General features: G+C 42.6%; 12 protein-coding genes. 11 read left to right on the top strand and 1 reads right to left on the bottom strand.

Annotation, left to right across the window (positions count from 1 at the left end):
- Position 1: 1 nt before the first annotated feature.
- The 6 genes from ACZ42W_RS14910 (at position 2) to ACZ42W_RS14885 (ending at position 9,005) form a co-directional block, all read left to right on the top strand.
- On the top strand, positions 2–550 hold the full coding sequence (locus tag ACZ42W_RS14910) for a 4Fe-4S dicluster domain-containing protein (protein ID WP_464165690.1): 549 nt from the start codon (positions 2–4) through the stop codon (positions 548–550).
- Between the two features lie 17 nt (positions 551–567).
- Positions 568–1,491, top strand: coding sequence for an NrfD/PsrC family molybdoenzyme membrane anchor subunit (nrfD, locus tag ACZ42W_RS14905; RefSeq protein WP_464166127.1), 924 nt, complete (start codon positions 568–570; stop codon positions 1,489–1,491).
- 381 nt (positions 1,492–1,872) lie between these two features.
- Complete coding sequence (locus ACZ42W_RS14900; RefSeq protein WP_464165688.1) at positions 1,873–3,186, top strand: radical SAM protein; 1,314 nt, start codon at positions 1,873–1,875, stop codon at positions 3,184–3,186.
- Positions 3,183–5,366 carry a molybdopterin-dependent oxidoreductase gene (locus ACZ42W_RS14895; protein ID WP_464165687.1) on the top strand — a complete coding sequence of 728 codons (2,184 nt, stop codon included), beginning with the start codon at positions 3,183–3,185 and terminating at the stop codon, positions 5,364–5,366. The genes ACZ42W_RS14900 and ACZ42W_RS14895 overlap by 4 nt, the downstream gene beginning before the upstream one ends.
- Before the next feature lie 282 nt (positions 5,367–5,648).
- Positions 5,649–7,640 carry a sigma-54 interaction domain-containing protein gene (locus tag ACZ42W_RS14890; protein WP_464171031.1) on the top strand — a complete coding sequence of 664 codons (1,992 nt, stop codon included), beginning with the start codon at positions 5,649–5,651 and terminating at the stop codon, positions 7,638–7,640.
- 450 nt (positions 7,641–8,090) lie between these two features.
- Positions 8,091–9,005 (top strand): nucleoside hydrolase, encoded by a 915-nt coding sequence (locus ACZ42W_RS14885; protein WP_464166126.1) that lies wholly within the window; start codon positions 8,091–8,093, stop codon positions 9,003–9,005.
- Between the two features lie 646 nt (positions 9,006–9,651).
- On the opposite strand, the gene ACZ42W_RS14880 is transcribed toward ACZ42W_RS14885, so the two are convergent.
- Complete coding sequence (locus ACZ42W_RS14880) at positions 9,652–11,208, bottom strand: ABC-F family ATP-binding cassette domain-containing protein (protein WP_464166125.1); 1,557 nt, start codon at positions 11,206–11,208, stop codon at positions 9,652–9,654.
- Positions 11,209–11,483: 275 nt separating this feature from the next.
- On the opposite strand from ACZ42W_RS14880, the gene ACZ42W_RS14875 reads away from it, so the two are divergent.
- From ACZ42W_RS14875 to ACZ42W_RS14855, 5 genes are all read left to right on the top strand, one after another.
- Complete coding sequence (locus ACZ42W_RS14875; RefSeq protein ID WP_464166124.1) at positions 11,484–11,801, top strand: hypothetical protein; 318 nt, start codon at positions 11,484–11,486, stop codon at positions 11,799–11,801.
- Positions 11,802–11,957: 156 nt separating this feature from the next.
- The gene (locus ACZ42W_RS14870) at positions 11,958–12,653 is read left to right on the top strand and encodes a ClpP family protease (RefSeq protein WP_464166123.1); all 696 of its coding nucleotides are present in this window, start codon (positions 11,958–11,960) and stop codon (positions 12,651–12,653) included.
- A gap of 157 nt (positions 12,654–12,810) precedes the next feature.
- Positions 12,811–15,207 carry an FtsK/SpoIIIE family DNA translocase gene (locus ACZ42W_RS14865; protein WP_464166122.1) on the top strand — a complete coding sequence of 799 codons (2,397 nt, stop codon included), beginning with the start codon at positions 12,811–12,813 and terminating at the stop codon, positions 15,205–15,207.
- Positions 15,208–15,274: 67 nt separating this feature from the next.
- Positions 15,275–16,351, top strand: coding sequence for a tRNA 2-selenouridine(34) synthase MnmH (gene mnmH, locus ACZ42W_RS14860; protein WP_464166121.1), 1,077 nt, complete (start codon positions 15,275–15,277; stop codon positions 16,349–16,351).
- Complete coding sequence (locus ACZ42W_RS14855) at positions 16,287–17,072, top strand: DUF3388 domain-containing protein (protein WP_464166120.1); 786 nt, start codon at positions 16,287–16,289, stop codon at positions 17,070–17,072. Before mnmH ends, ACZ42W_RS14855 begins: the two co-directional genes overlap by 65 nt.
- Positions 17,073–17,085 lie beyond the last annotated feature (13 nt).

The following is a 17,085-nucleotide window of genomic DNA, read 5'->3' as shown; positions in this document are numbered from 1 at the left end:
CATGGCACGTTATGCAATGGTTATTGATACTCGTAAATGTACTGGCTGTCAATCCTGCACAGTGGCTTGTCGAGTCAATAATGAACTTCCGATAGATATGATCTATAATCCAGTACCCACGTTGGGTCCAAAAGGAAAATTCCCCGATGTTCGCATGATCCATATACCCTTACTATGTATGCATTGCGACAATTCACCATGTGTCGACGCCTGCCCAACAGGTGCTTCTCAGCAACGTGAAGACGGAATCGTATGGGTGGAAGAGAACAAGTGTGTTGGCTGTAAAGCGTGTGTTATGGCCTGTCCTTATGGAGCACGTATCGCCAATGCGGAAAAAGGAACGATCCAAAAATGCAATTTCTGTAAAGATGACAGGGTTGATCAAGGAAAGGTACCCTACTGTGTTCAGACCTGTCACCAAAAAGCTCGTATCTTTGGCGACATAGAAGATAAAGAAAGTGAAGTCTATAAGTTGGTGAATGGAACAAAAACAACAGGGCGCTTGCTAGAAGAACTAGGAACCGAACCCTACGTATTTTATCTTTATTGATTGGAGGGATATAAGGAATGAGCCATAAACATGAAACTTGGGGTTGGATGTTAGCCTTTGATTTCTTTTTTGCCGGCATGGGTGCAGCTATGCTGCTCTTTGCCGGAGTTGCCGAATTATTTCAAATCGGAAATCTTTCTACTCTAGGCATCTTTGCAGGATCTGTATTTGTCGCTGCGGGAGCCGGCTTACTGATTTTGGAATTAGGGAGACCCTTTCAAGCCTTGCGCGTATTTATGAATCCAAAAGCAATCTTAACCTTTGGAGCCTGGAATATGTCCATCGCCATTGTAGCCGGGTTACTTTTAGCCTCCAGCTGGGTTGAAGTTTTCCCTTGGTTTGGTCTTATTGGACTTCGTAAAGTCTTAGCCCTAATTTGTGTCATCACGGGTTTTATCGTAGCAACATATCCTGGCGTATTATTGGCTCGCCATAAAGCGCGGCCGTTCTGGAATGGCCCTGGCATGTTAGTGTTGTTCTTAACCTCATCTTTGTTAACGGGAGTATCCGCTTACATTGTCTGTGGTTGGTTCACTAAAGCAGCACCTGTAGTCTATAACGTATTCCCTTATATTGCAGCCAGTCTATGCGCCTTCCAACTGGTCATTTGGTTGGGTTATCTTTGGATTAAGAGTACCGGTACCACGGAACGAGAAGCTAACGCAGTTAAACGATGGACAAGTGGTAATTTCTCAGGACCTTTCAAGATCGGCTTCCTATTGGTAGGCACCCTCTTACCGCTGATCTTGTATCTGGTACCCAACAGTGCTTCCATGGGAATCGCTGGATTGTTGGCCATCGTTGGTGGATTAATCATGCGCAACTTAGTTGTTTATGCTGGTCAGGATAGAACCTGGTTACCGGGTGAAGAAAAATATCGTTCAAGATTACCGCATGGGGATGAAGCCTTCTTGCAAAAGGTATGGACAAAACAAATTTAAAAAATAATATGGGGTCATGTAGCTTCTCGCACAACGGACCTTCGGGCGTGAATCTCCACGCTAAGGCCAAAATCCTACGACGGATTTCGGGAGACTCACGTACTTAGCGTTCCAGGGCTCGAATGCGACGGAGCATTCGGACGAAGGCGCAAACTTGCTTCCCGAGAGTCCCAGTGGGACTCTCGCACTTGTTTAGCCGCTCCGCCAAACCTCAGGGTAATACCTGAAGTGAACCAGGTGGCTACGCAATACTACGAAAGCATCGTTCGCCATAACGCCCCTCCACGCAAATCGTTCACTAATGTGCGAGAAGCTACATCTATTGGGTCTTGAATACTTTTTAAATAAGTTTTCGGGGTAGGAAAATAGGAGGTATTTGATATGCAGCAAAGTAAGAGTTTCACTATCCTAGATCATACGGAAAGCGTTTGTCCGATCTGCTTAAAGGTAGTAAAAGCAGACATCGTTGTTCGTGAAAAGGCAGTTTATATGGAAAAGTCATGTCCGGAGCATGGAGCATATACATCGTATCTCTGGCCAGACGTGGAGCATTACCAGTGGATGAATCATTTTAAAGTGCCATCGATACCTCCCCATTCCCCCATCCCCACTCAACACGGATGTCCAACGGATTGTGGCCTATGCAAGGCTCATCTCCGTCACCCCACCTTGGTTGAAATTGAAGTGACTGAAGGTTGCAATTTGCGTTGTCCGGTCTGCTTTATGGCCGCCAATGATTTTCGTCCTTCACCAGACCCCGATTTAGAGACCCTTGCTGAAAAATATCGATATATTCTTCAAAACACAAGTCCTCAAACCAGTATCCAATTGACGGGTGGTGAACCGACCACTCGCAAGGATTTGCCTGAAATCGTCCGTTTGGGACGAGAGATTGGTTTCGGTGCTATCGAGGTGAATACCAATGGCATGGTAATTGGGCGAGATCTTGACTATCTAACAAGACTTGCTGAAGCAGGAATTAGTGGTATTTACCTTCAGTTTGATGGCTTGACAGAGTCTGTATACAAGACTATCCGCGGCGAAGATATACTAGAGACTAAACTTAAAGCCATAGAAAACTGCCGCGAAGCGGGGGTACAAGTTGTTCTTGCCATGACGGTCATCGAAGGGATTAACGAAGACCAAATGGGCGATGTGCTAAGCTTCGCCCTGAAGAACAGAGATGTCATCGCCGGGATTGCTTACCAACCGGCCTTTGGCTCAGGGCGCTTTGATGTATCCATGACGAAGCGCTTGACCATGGGGGATGTCATATTCATGCTTTCAGAGCAAAGCCAAGGTAGGATCGAACCCTATGATTTCTGGCCTTTAGGTTGTTCGAATCCTTTATGCTCAAGCTCCACTTACCTGGTGGAAGATCAGGGTAAGCTTCAGCCCCTTTCAAGACGTTTAACTCCCGAGGAATATATAGAATCCTTTGATCCACAAAGTCCTCAAGGCTCAGTGTTTGCAGATATTGCCCTCAAAAAATACCCTGAACTTGAGCCTGGTTTATCCATCCTCATCGAGAATTATATCGATGCTAGGAACATGGATCTGAAGAAACTTCGAGAGTGCAGCATGATTGTAGCAGGAAAAGAGGGAGGGTTAATTCCCTTTTGCGGATATCAGTTGACCAATATCGAAGGGAAGAAGCGAAGCGAAGTAAGCATGCTTTCAGGTAAACGGCCATGACGGAAAAGAAAACGGTTCAAACCAATTGTCGCTTCTGTGGTTACCAGTGTGGACTCATAGCTACCGTTCAAGAGGGACGCGTGACTCAGGTTAGACCAGACCCTTCTCGTTTTCCGAATGACAATCAAATTCTACGGGGTTGCAAACGGTGGCCGATGATTCCTGAAGTCATGGACCATCCCCAAAGAATAAATTACCCCTTAAAACGGGTAGGTGAACGCGGTAGTGGACAATGGGAAAGAATATCTTGGGATCAGGCCTTGGATGAGATTTCTGAAAAGCTTCAAACCCTCAAGGAGAAGTTTGGGCCCGAGGTACTGGCAACCAGTATCGGCGGTCCACATACAACCTTTTGGCCCTTGCATCGCTTCATGTCCCTCTTTGGCAGCCCGAATAATATGGGAATAGGGCAGATTTGCTGGAATCCCGGAATTTGGGTGAATACGCTTACCTATGGCTGGCCGATTGATATGGAATTGAATCCGGAGACAACAGGCAGTGCGATACTTTGGGGAGTTAATCCTGCAGAGTCGGATAATTCTTTGTTCTGGCGTACGATCCAAGAATTTAGTCAAACGGGGAAACCCCTGATAGTCGTGGATCCAAGACGCACCCGTACAGCAGAACAAGCAACCCTATGGCTACCTGTGCGGCCTGGAACAGATGCGGTTCTCGCTTTAGGGCTCTTACACGTTATCGTTACAGAAAGGCTGTATGACCGATACTTCGTAGAAACCTGGTGTCATGGATTCGAACGTTTAGTCGGACATCTTACACCGTATACCCCCACCTATGTGGAGAAAATGACTGGGGTAAATGCGGAAGATGTCGTTAAGGCCGCTCGCTTATATGCAGAAAGTACTCCATCTACCTTGTATAGTGGGAGAGGCATTGACCAGCTTGGTGTAAACAGTTTCCCAACGCATCGCGCCTTGGCTATATTAAGGGCAATTACCGGGAACGTTGATGTACCCGGAGCATCCCATCTAAGCGAAATGCCTGATTTTATTCCAGAACTTGACTTAGAACTCAGTGAAGAATTCGCAAGAACGAATCCCAAGTCCCTTAACCAAGACAAGCTGTCGCTTCAATCCTATTCGGGATATGCGAAGGTTCGAGAACTTACGATGAAGCATAATAAACGCCTTCCTATGCGTTATCTAACTTCAGCACATCCCAATCTTGTCTGGCGTGCCATGTTAACAGGGGAGCCCTATCCTATTCGCTCCATGATAGTTATGGCTTCCAATCCTCTCCTAACTCAGGCCGATTCGCAGTTGATTTATAAAGCATTAAAAAGTCTGGATCTCTTAGTGGTTTTGGAGCTTTTCGAGACACCAACCTCTATGCTCGCTGACTATGTGTTGCCAAGTGCTGGTGTATTAGAGCGTCCTTTATTGGAGACAAAAGCCGGAGTAGCTAATATTGCCTATGGAGGGGAACAGGCGGTTGAACCCTATTACGAACGCCGTCCAGACTTTTATTTTTGGAAGGAGCTTGGGCTCAGGCTTGGACAAGAACAGGCGTGGCCTTGGGAAACCTATCACGAAGGACTAGAAGCAAGTTTATCTCCGCTAGGTTTAACGTGGGACGAATTTAGTCTTACCGGGTTATACTACCAGGAAAACCAATACTACAAACAGGAAGAACTTGATCCGAAAAACGGACTTCCTTCGGGGTTTGCCACAGTCAGTGGAAAAGTTGAAGTATATAGCGAACTTTTGAAGGAAATGGGAGAAGATCCTTTACCCAGTCCCAAACTGTTTCTGGAACAAAAGGAAGAGTACCCACTTTTACTCATGAGTGGAGCTCGTTTTCAACCGTATTATGCTTCCAGTTACCATCAGCTCGAGAGATTTCGTGCGATGCACCCAGAGCCTATCGTTGAAATGAGCCTTGAGACAGCTCGTAAGTTAGGCTTAGAGGATGGGTGTCCTGTGTACGTGGAGACAGAACGAGGTAAAGCCAGATTCGTTACCAAGATCGTGCTGATGTGTGAGGATGTAGTGAGCGTTGAATATGGCTGGTGGCAGCCAGAAATGAGTTCCTCAGAGGCAGAACTTGGTGGAATGTGGATTTCCAATGCTAATAGTTTAACCAGTGGAGATTTTGAGTCCTCAGATCCACTAATTGGAACATGGACCTATAACGGAATACCTTGTCGCGTAGTCAGGACATAAAGTAGCGAAACTATATGATACCATTCCAAGTTAGAAGGGATCAGGTGATTTAATCTCCTGATCCTATTTTAAAATGAAGGAATCCATGTAAATAATAGCGAATATAGTTAATTAATGCTAATAATCTTGCACTTCAAAATAATATTTTTCACATAGGGGAGGAGATTAAGAGTGTCTTTAATATACTCAGATCCTGATCCTTTGCATACAACCAGACTGAATTCTAAGGACTTGCATCGATTTATTACCCTCGAAAGCTGGGAGAAGATACTAGAATGTAAGATGCAATTTTTACAGACCGAAAATAATATAGATCCTCGTACTTGTGATTATATGAACGAGGAGGTGGCAGAATCATGGCTACGATCACGCAAATTGGGAATAAACCCCTATGTCAAGGTTACAGAGCCCCTTCTAAGTCCATTAGAACATAGAAAACTATTGGAGGAAAACCGTCTACTCATTGATGTCACTAGGCCTTTGGTAAAAACATTTAAAGAGATGGCTATTTTGACTTCTGACTATATCTTATATTTATGCGATAAGAATGGGGCATTCTTATTACAGGAAGGCGAAATGATGAGATTTACTACGGAAGGCGTTGTTTGGAATGAATATACCGTAGGTACTTGTGTTCATTCGCTATGTATTCGCTCTAATGGACCAGTGCAATTAATAGGTCCGGAACATTATTGCGTAGGTTTACAGGATATTATTGCTTCAGCTGCTCCTATCATGGATGAATCAGGAGAAGTTATTGCCACTCTTATTTTGGGTCAGCTTCTCAGAGATAAGCCTTTGGGAGATAGTTTCCAAAACCTTCTTTCACATACCCTAGGCTTAATAACTTCTCTAGCCAAAGCGGTTGAGGTTCAAATAAAACTCAATAAAAGTAATGACAAGCTTAAAGAGAGTAATGAAAGTTTAATTGTCCTTAATCGTACTTATAAAGCCACAAAGGATACTTTAGAAGCAACATTAGCTTTTATCGATGAAGGTATTATTACTATCGACCATACGGGTACAATTATTAATATCAATCATGAAGGTGCCCGGATATTGAAAGTGAGACCGGACGAGATAGGAATTAGAAACATTAATGACTTTCTAGGAAGACAGTCACGTGTCATGTCTGTCGTTGAGACAGGAAAAAATATCGACCTAGAAGAATCTATTTATGTGGGGAATGATGAACAGCCTTACGTTATGAATATTCGTCCGATTTTGAACCAAATCACAAATCAAGTAGAGGTAGCGGTTCTACGGTTGAATCATACGGAAAAAGTCAATGCCATCGTCGCTAATCGATCAGGCGCTGTGGCGTCCTACAATTTTGATAACATTATTGGAGAAAATAAAGAATTTAAAAAAGTAATATCCCTAGCAAAGCGGTTTGCTACCTCGTCGGAAAATATTTTACTGATTGGAGAAAGTGGTACTGGGAAAGAACTTTTTGCTCAGGGCATACATAACTTACATCGTCCACAAGGCCCGTTTATGGCGGTAAATTGTGCTGCTATGCCTCGGGAATTAATCGAGAGCGAATTGTTTGGGTATGAAGGTGGTAGTTTTACTGGTGCCGAGCGTAGCGGAAGACCAGGTAAGATTGAGTTGGCCCATGGTGGCACCCTCTTCCTAGATGAAATAGGCGACATGCCCCTTGAAATTCAGGCTGTTTTACTGAGAACCCTGGAGGATAAGCAGGTCATGCGTATAGGTGGCCGTCGTTACAAAAAAGTTGACTTCAGATTAATTGCAGCTACCAATAAAAATCTAAGCAAGATGGCCAAAGAAAATCAATATCGTGAGGATCTTTACTATCGTTTATCCGTATTGACGGTTAATATTCCTCCCTTGCGTAAAAGAGTGGATGATATTGAAAGACTCAGTCGATATTTTATTAAGAACTATTGTCAGAAACAAGGTTGGAAAATACCCCAAATCAGTCCTTTGACTATTAAAAAAATTAATGACTATGGATGGCCAGGTAACATCAGACAACTCCAAAATGCTTTGATTTATGCCGTCAATTCTGCACAGGATAACATCATTCAACCCGAAAACCTACCCCTTTATATTATTCTAGACAGTAATCCTGTAAATGTAGATGAAACCACTGGAAGTGAGATGCTTTGCTTAGAGAATCTTGAAAAGAATGCTATAAAAACCGCTCTACTTCATGCTAGCAATTCCATTCCTGATGCAGCAAATATTTTAGGAATAAGTCGTTCCACCCTCTATAGAAAATTGAAAGATTATCATTTAGACCACTGATGAGGAAAAAAGCTAAGAATTAGGAAAGAGTATCTGGCCCTTTACGTTGGATAGAATAGTAAAGGACCAGATTTTTTGTTTTCAGGATAACTTCTCCTTGCAAAAATCAGATTCTAGTTTTGTTATTAAACAATTATTCTTAAAATAATACAATGAAGCACTTTAAAGTTTATGGGGGAAACCCTTAGCTCCTAGAAAATAGCTAGTTTATGCCAGGCCTGGACCTGGCATAAATATTGCATATTTAATTTATTGCTAACAGAAATGACCATATGCCTGTAAGAAATTTAGAGGGTTATATAGAAATTAGACAGCTAAAAAAAGACCCCGATAAAAAGAGCAGAAAGCATATCTGATTTGGCAAGGATTGAGTTTATTGACTGCTGAAGGAAAATGTTTGAACAGATAGATTTAAACCATTGATTTCGTATTAAGGAGGATAAATTTTTTATGAAAATTATCTTTGACTGTGATAATACCATGGGCATTAAGGGCTGCGATGTGAATGGCGGCCTAGCTTTACTATATCTATTAGGGAGAGAAGACATAGAGTTATGCGGGATCACAACAAGTTATGGGAACAGCAACATCGATACAGTTTATCAAAATACCGCTAATATGCTTAAGGACATAGGCAGGACAGATATTCAGGTTCTTAAAGGGTGCCCGAATCGATATACTCTTGAGAGCGAAGCAGCTGATTATATCCTTGAAACGGTAAATGCAAATCCAGGAAATATCTCAATTCTCGCCACTGGATCATTAACCAATCTATTCGCTGCCTATATAACAGACCAGACTATCTTTGAGAGAATACCGCAAATTGTTGTCAGTGGTGGAATAACTGAAGAACTCAATATTAATGGCAAAGTTCTCGATGAATTAAGTTTTTCAAATGACCCCTCAGCTTCCCAATGGGTTTTGAAGGAAGGAAAAAATCTTTCAATAATCACTGGAAACAATGGTCTTAGTGCTTTTATTGATTACTCCAACTTTGTTCATAGGTGCTCCTCAAGCACAAATCCCTTAGCGTGCTATATCATGAATAAATGTGAATATTGGTTTGAAGACATGAGGTCTTGTTACAATGTTAATGGCTTTTACAACTGGGATGTTTTTGCTGCCGCCTATCTTGCAAATCCCAAGTTGTTTAAAGATGATTACCAGTTCATTTCATTGAATCATAAAGATATTGAGTCAGGTTTATTATGCATTGTACCAGAAAAAGAAGATGCCTCACGAAAGGTTAACCTTCCTATGATTAAGAGTTTACAAGCATTTAATGACGATATTTATGAGGCGTGGTTTGCGATAGAATCGAATTTGACGAACTATAAGATGTTTGGTCAGCTAGCTGTTTTATGAGGAGGTAAAATCATGTGTTGGTCCTGTAATCCGTATTGTGGTAATTGCAAACCGCCGAAAGAGAGACCGATAATATGTCCTCAATGTAATAAAGTATATATTGATATTACCGACGAACCCATGAAATGTAAAAAATGCGGTTCCGTTTTACCAAAGCGACCGCCACGTCCTATTGTGAATTGTTTATATAGTGGATTGATATGTGCTAATCCGTGTGGTAAATATAAAGATCCTCCCAAAGATGGAATTATTAAACCTTGCAAGCTAAATACTCCTCCAAAAGATCCATTGGATAAGTAAAGGATCAAAAGCGCAAGGGAAAAGAGATAGAACGCCCCCCTATTAGGAATGCGGTATAATGTCCCACGCATATGTACATCTAATTGGTATTTTCAATGTGACAGAATGAGATTCGGGAAACCAAAAAACCCCCATTCGCTATAAGCGTTTGGGGGTTTATAAATAGCCATCCTTTGCTTTAGACATCTGAAATTAATTTTTGGCCGCCGTCCATGGCGACCTCTAACTTCGTGGGGCGTACGGCTTCATATAACATTGGAGCATAACTTGCTATTGATGATTTGGGGGAGTAGAAAATCTTACATGCAAAAAAAGAGTTCGATTACATTGAATCGAACTCCAGCTACTATACTATTTTAGTTGTCCACTGTTCTAGGTTCCAGACATCCGAGACCCAATCCTCATAGAACTCAGGTTCATGAGATACGAGAAGAACGGTCCCTTTGAACTCCTTAATTGCTTTTTTTAACTCTTCTTTGGCATCGACATCAAGATGGTTGGTTGGCTCATCGAGGATGAGAAAATTGATCTCTTTAAGCATCAGCTTACAGAGTCGGACCTTGGCGCTTTCCCCACCGCTTAAGACCATCATCTTATTCGAGATATGCTCATTCGTAAGGCCGCACTTGGCTAAAGCTTGTCTCACTTCATAATTTGTTAGTCCTGGGTACTCACTCCAGATCTCTTCAAGGGGAGTGTTGGTATTATTCCGACTAGATTCTTGTTCAAAGTAGCCAGGATGGAGATAATCTCCGAGTAAAACTTCCCCACTCATCGAGGGAATACTACCCAATAGGGTCTTGAGTAACGTTGTTTTTCCGAGACCATTGACGCCACGGATGGCAACCTTCTTTCCTCTTTCGAGCTTCAGATGAAGTGGACTCGTCAAGGGTTCATTATAGCCTAAGACTAAATCATGGGCTTCAAAGATAATCCGTCCTGGTGTTCTTGCTTCCTTGAATCGGAACTGTGGTTTGACTTTTTCTTTAGGCTTTTCGATGATTTCCATCTTGTCTAATTGCTTTTGACGGCTTTTGGCACGGCCTGTCGTAGAAATTCTCGCTTTATTGCGAGCGATGAAGTCTTCTAAGCGGTCGACTTCCTTCTGTTGCTTTTCATAAGCTTTGAGTTCCTGCTCCTTCCTTACATTATGAAGTTGCATAAACTGCTCGTAGTTCCCGGTGTATCGAGTCAGTTCGGCATTTTCAACATGATAGATAACATTGACTACATCGTTTAAGAAAGGAATATCGTGAGATACAAGGATGAAGGCATTCTCATAATTCTTGAGGTAATTGCTAAGCCATATAATATGCTCGGCATCTAAATAGTTCGTAGGCTCGTCCAAAATCAAAATCGTCGGCTTTTGAAGTAAGAGTTTCGTTAGAAGGACTTTGGTACGCTGACCGCCACTCAAATCCGAAACATCTTTGTCTAAGCCAATCTCACCCAAGCCGAGACCATTGGCTACTTCTTCGATCTTTGCATCGATCATATAAAAGCCATTGTGCTCAAGGATGGTTTGAATTTCTCCGACGTCATCCATCATTTTGTTCGTTTGCTCTTCCGAGGCCTCAGCCATTAAGTTATAGAGTTCAAGCATTTCAGACTCAAGCTCAAACATCTTTTGAAAAGCTTCTTTTAAAACATCGCGGATGGTTTTTCCTTTAGTCAAGACACTATGCTGATCAAGGTAGCCAACACTTACACGGTTAGACCATTCTACTTTCCCCTCGTCAGGAATCAATTTTCCTGTGATAATATCCAAAAACGTCGATTTTCCTTCTCCATTAGCACCGACTAAACCAACATGTTCTCCCTTTAAGAGGCGAAACGTTGTATCTTCGAGAATCTGCCGACCCCCAAAGCCGTGATTCACATTCTCTACATTTAAAATACTCATGGGTAGCTCCTTTATAATAAGAAATTTAATGTCTATCTTATCTTAAAAAACAGAGGAGAAGATGTCAAAGAAAATATAATAAAAGGATAATAATGTTTTGGATTTCTATAAATTTGTTCTTACCTCAAATAATAGGAAAACAGAAAGAAACTTAAGTTGCTTCTTAGCTTGTAATATCTAATCCAATCTTTTATGATACATTATGAGCTACTTTCTAGGACATCTTCAACTGCAGCAAAGAGGAACGATTTTGCATATTCTGGGGGGGTTAATGGGTGTTGAGTCTCATTTTTGCTTTGTTCCTTGTGGCCCTGATAAATATTCCATTTGGTTATTGGCGAGCCAATGTTAAGAAGTTTTCTATTGCATGGTTCCTTGCAGTGCACCTACCGGTACCTTTAGTAGCCTACTTGAGAAGCCATTTCCATTACGGTTGGCTTGGGATAACTATCGCGCTTTTTGTAGGAGCTTATTTTGGAGGTCAATTTTTAGGGGGAAGAGCTTCAGTCGCCATGAGTAGATATGGAAAAGTAAGTTCCTCTCTTCTTCATGATATTATCCGAAGGTCATGGTTTATTTTAATAGGTCGATAACAAATCATGCAGGGACGTAAGTACCCTGCATGATTTGTTTAATAAGTCATCATAATATAGTAAGATCGACGACAAACTCATTTGTCTTAATGTCGAGTTACAAAAGCCCTTATCAGATAAATGGAGCCTTAACCTGGGAAGGAGAGTTTGCTTGCGATGAAAAGTGAAGAAATCGTACCTGAAGAAAGACCAAGTGCAGAAGTTCTGAACCTAAAAGAAATGGGTCAAATCCGCCTTCCAGACCCTGTGGAGAACATTTATTGCCTGACTGTTGTTGGGCAGATTGAAGGGCATCAGATTCTTCCTGCCCAATCGAAAGCTACGAAGTATGAGCATGTTATCCCCCAATTAGTCGCCGTTGAACAAAATCCCAAGATCGAGGGACTCCTCCTCATCTTAAATACCGCAGGGGGGGATGTAGAAGCCGGTCTGGCAATCTCAGAATTAGTGAGTAGTTTAAGCAAACCCAGTGTCTCCATAGTGCTGGGCGGGGGGCATAGTATTGGGATTCCAATCGCTGTGAGTTGCGACAAAAGCTTTATTGCTCCTACAGGTACCATGACAGTTCATCCGATTCGATATACTGGGTTAGTCATCAATGGACATCAGCAGTTTGATTATCTGCAGAAAATGCAGGAACGCATCAACAATTTTATTGTGCAGCATTCACAGATATCGGAGAATCAGCTTAAAAAATTAATGTTTGCCACAGGAGAATTAGCTCAAGATATCGGGACAATCTTGATTGGGCAAGATGCAGTGGATGTTGGGCTAATCGATGCAGTGGGAGGATTAAAAGAAGGTTATGCTGAGCTGAGAGAGTTAATATCAGCGAAAAATAGTAATACTTAATGCTTTTATCCAAAAAAGTCGGCTTTTAGGCCGATTTTTTGTTATACTTTTAACCGATGGCTTACTGCCACTAGACTTTAAAAATTCTTTTCAATAATAAAGGGAAATGTTTCCTTATCGTGGAAATGTAGAGAAAGAGTATTTGTGGGGGATGTTTGTGACTAAGAAAAAAATTCGCCGTTCAGTACCGAAAAAAAGAATATTGAAGGAAACCGTTCGGCATGAGGTTATTGGAATCGCTGCCTTAGGAATGTCGGTTCTTGGAATTGTCATCTTATATTCCAGTACAAATGGGGTATTAGGAGCAAAGATCAAAGAACTTTTAACAATGCTCGCAGGAAGCGGCCGAGTCTGGCTATTATTGATGTTAGGGGCATGGGGAATTGCCTACATGAATCGTAGGCATTTTGAAAACAAGTGGAGAACTTCGGGAGTCATTATTCTTTGGTTTGTTCTCGAGGGAGTGCTTCATTTTCAACTTCCTGGGGTTGAAGCATTCTCTCCATCGAATTTAATCGAGGAGGGGAAAAAAGGGCATGGCGGAGGAGTGGTAGGTGCGGTTATTGCGACTGCTTTGAAAAGCTCTGTAGGAATTTCCGGGGGCTATGTCCTTCTCATAATGCTTGCGCTGATTGGAGCTCTCCTCGTTACGAATCGCTCACTCATCGGAGGAATTCAGGAAGTCCAGCGAGTGGGAAAACAATCTGGGCAGTGGGTCAAAAATCAAGTCGGGGATTTTGTTTTTGTCCTTCAGGATTCAGACGAGGAATCTGTAAGTGAGTTCTCTCAAGAGTCCACTGAGAAGAAACATTTGCGGAAAAATATAAAAAAGAAGGATATCAAATCCACTACAGACATCCCAAAAATCCTTGAACCAGAGCTTGTCGAACGACCGGTTGTCATAAAGACCCTTCAGGATTCGTCAGAGTTAGGGCATGAAGTGGAGCGGTCTGGGCAGGATACTTCTGAAGCTCAAACGTCCTTGAGATTTGAGAATAAAGTACATGATGGATCCCGTGGTGGAGAAGGTAGAGCTGCTTCAGGGGTCTTACCTCCAGGGAAAGTTACAGGTACTCCTATCTCAAGGTTAGCCCAAAAAGAGGATGGGAATTACCAGCTTCCGAATTTAACGCTTCTTAATAAATCGTTAAAGGTTAAAAATCCCAGAATCAATAAGGATCTTGCGGATAACGTGAAGATTCTTGAAGATACGTTAGATAGCTTTGGCGTAAAAATCAAAGTGACTCATGTCACTCAAGGGCCCGCAATAACGCGTTACGAAGCACAACCTGCTCCAGGGGTTAAAGTAAGTAAAATTACTAATCTATCAGATGACATCGCCCTAAGTCTTGCCGCAACTGATGTGCGTATTGAGGCACCGGTTCCAGGGAAGTCGGTTGTCGGGATAGAGGTTCCGAATAAGGAAATTGCCATGGTTCATTTTAGGGAAGTGATGGAGACCCCGGAATTTCAGAATGCAGCGAGTAAGCTCACGGTGGTGCTTGGTAAAGATATAACCGGAACCCCAATCGTAGCGGATCTAACAAAGATGCCCCACTTACTGATAGCAGGGGCTACGGGTTCGGGAAAATCCGTCTGTGTAAATGCATTGATCAATAGCATTCTATTTAAAGCACGTCCCGATGAGGTGAAGTTCTTACTCGTTGACCCGAAAATGGTCGAACTCACAAACTATAATGGAATTCCACATCTCATTGCTCCAGTCGTCACTGACCCTAAAAAAGCAGCAGGAGCACTGAAGTGGATCGTCACAGAAATGGAAACCCGCTATGAACTCTTCGCAGCAGCTGGGGTACGAGATATCGTTCGTTATAACTTTCTTCGTACTCAGGAGAAGAAAGAGGAGGCTCCACCGCTCCCTTATGTCGTTGTAATTATTGACGAGTTAGCGGACTTAATGATGGTTGCTCCGGGGGATGTCGAGGATTCTATCTGTCGCCTGGCACAGATGGCCAGAGCCGCCGGAATCCATCTTTTGATTGCAACCCAACGTCCCTCAGTGGATGTTATCACAGGTTTAATTAAGGCCAATATTCCCTCGCGAATTGCCTTCGCAGTTTCCTCACAGATTGACTCGAGAACGATTCTAGATATGAATGGTGCAGAAAAATTATTAGGCCGCGGAGATATGCTCTTCTATCCTATGGGAGCGAGCAAGCCCATCCGGGTACAAGGATGTTTCTTAGGGGACAAGGAAGTGGAGAATGTCGTGCGCTTCCTTCAAAACCAGGCAAAACCTGAGTATCAAGAAATACCCAATATCGAGTTAGGTACGAATAAAGCGCCTGAAGAGTCAGGGGATGAACTGTTCCATCAAGCCTCGCTCCTCTTTATCGAATCTGGCAACGCTTCGGTCTCACTTCTTCAACGCAGACTTCGTATTGGGTACACCCGTGCGGCAAGATTGATGGACCTTCTTGAGGAAAAAGGGGTAGTGGGAGGATACGAAGGCTCAAAGCCTCGGGAAGTTTTGCTCACAAAAGGGCAATTTGATCAAAAATTTGGTTTAGGAGAAGAAGTTATGGGCAAATAAGTTGCGCAATTTGTCAAGAGGATTTATGATATTTAGGGAGAATAGATTATATTGAAGGGAAATGACGATGATTCGCGAGATCACTGTTGAGGAATTGGAAAAGTTGAAGAATCCAGTCCTTGTTGATGTGCGTTCAGAAGGGGAATATGAAGAAGCTTCAATTCCTGGGGCCTTGAACCTTCCCCTTTTTAATAATGACGAACGGGCCAAAATTGGTACTACGTATACACAAGTATCTCCGACTCTTGCACGTGAGCAAGGCTTGGAGATTGTTGGGCCGAAGTTGTCAAATCTGGTGAAGCAAGCCGCAGAATGGGGAAAAGGTCGTTCACTTGTGCTTTTTTGCTGGCGTGGGGGAATGAGAAGTAAATCTCTTTCTACGGTATTGGATTTGATGGGAATATCTGTTTATCGGCTACAAGGTGGATATAAGGCGTATCGACATAGGGTCAATGACTTTTTTGAGAGGGACTTACCGTTTCAAGTCGTTGTCCTGCGTGGAAATACGGGTGTTGGGAAAACGGATATTTTAAAGCAGTTAAGAGAAGAAGGTTATCCTGCCATTGACCTGGAGAGACTTGCCAATAATCGTGGATCCGTATTTGGTGCACTAGGACTTGGTCCTGCGCCATCTCAGAAGAAATTTGAAGCCTTACTCTATGAGGAGTTAAAGCGATTAGAAAATTCTCCTTATATCGTTGTAGAGTGCGAGAGTAAAAGAATAGGTCGTGTCACTCTTCCAGTAACGTTTTTTAAGGCCATGCAAACTGGTGTTCAAGTATTACTCTATGATTCCATCGAAAATAGAGTCAAGCGCTTGGTTAAGGAATATACAGCAGTTCCCAATGCAATCCCTGAAATTAAAGCCGCTCTTGAACGATTAATTAAAAATGTTGGACACAAAAAAATTGAGGAATTAAACGCTCACTTAGATCAGGGTAACTTAACCGCGTTTACGGAAGAAATGTTAATGTACTATGATTCACTTTACGCTTATCCTAATGAATCCAGTGCCGACTACGAGTATTCATTGAGTAATAAAGTCCCTGAAAAGGGAGCTAGAGAGTTGGAGGATTACCTTGACCAGCGGATGGCCGGATTCGGAACATCTTCTCTACCTAGAGTACGAGATACAGCAAAATAAACCAGGTTTGTTGGGTGCCGTGACAACGTTAATGGGAATGCTAGAAATCAATATTTTGACGGTTAACGGGATAGGGGAATCGCGTAGAGGGTTCTTGCTTGAGATTCCCTCCGATAAAAAACTTCACGCCCTTCGGACCGCCTTAGATAATGTTGATGCCATTCGTCTTACGGCGTTTCGCTTCCCAACCTTGCTGGACCGAATTGCCATGCGTCATGGCAAGCGATTAGATATGGTTGAGATAAATCCTCCAACCTATCGCTTTGTTCGTGAAGAATTAGGTGTGTTAGTTGACTTTTTAGGGGATACTTTAATCGAGGGTGGAAATCGAATTATTGGTATACGTGGAATGCCACGGGTTGGGAAGACCGAAGCGGCTATCGCCGCCTGCGTTTATGCCAATAAAAAATGGACGTTACTCTCCTCGACCATCATTCGTCAGACGATGCGGACGACGCTGTTGTTGGATGATTCAGAGGATGCTATCTTCCTTATTGATGGGATAACTAGCACTTCCCGGGGTGATGATTTACATTGGAACTTGTTGAATCGAGTGATTAACATGCCAACCCCGAAGATTATTGAACATCCGGATGTCTTTATGCGGGATGGCCGTTTTAACGTAGATTTTGATTTTATTATTGAGATCCGGAATCGACCCGAGGATGTGATACGGATTGAAGATGTAAACAGTAGTTTTTCCTCTTTTGATGTGAGTTAGGGATAACAAGAAG

It is taken from the genome of Desulfitobacterium elongatum (genome assembly GCF_055378975.1).
Note: the sequence above shows the minus strand (reverse complement) of the source record. Positions and strands in the feature narration are given on the sequence as shown.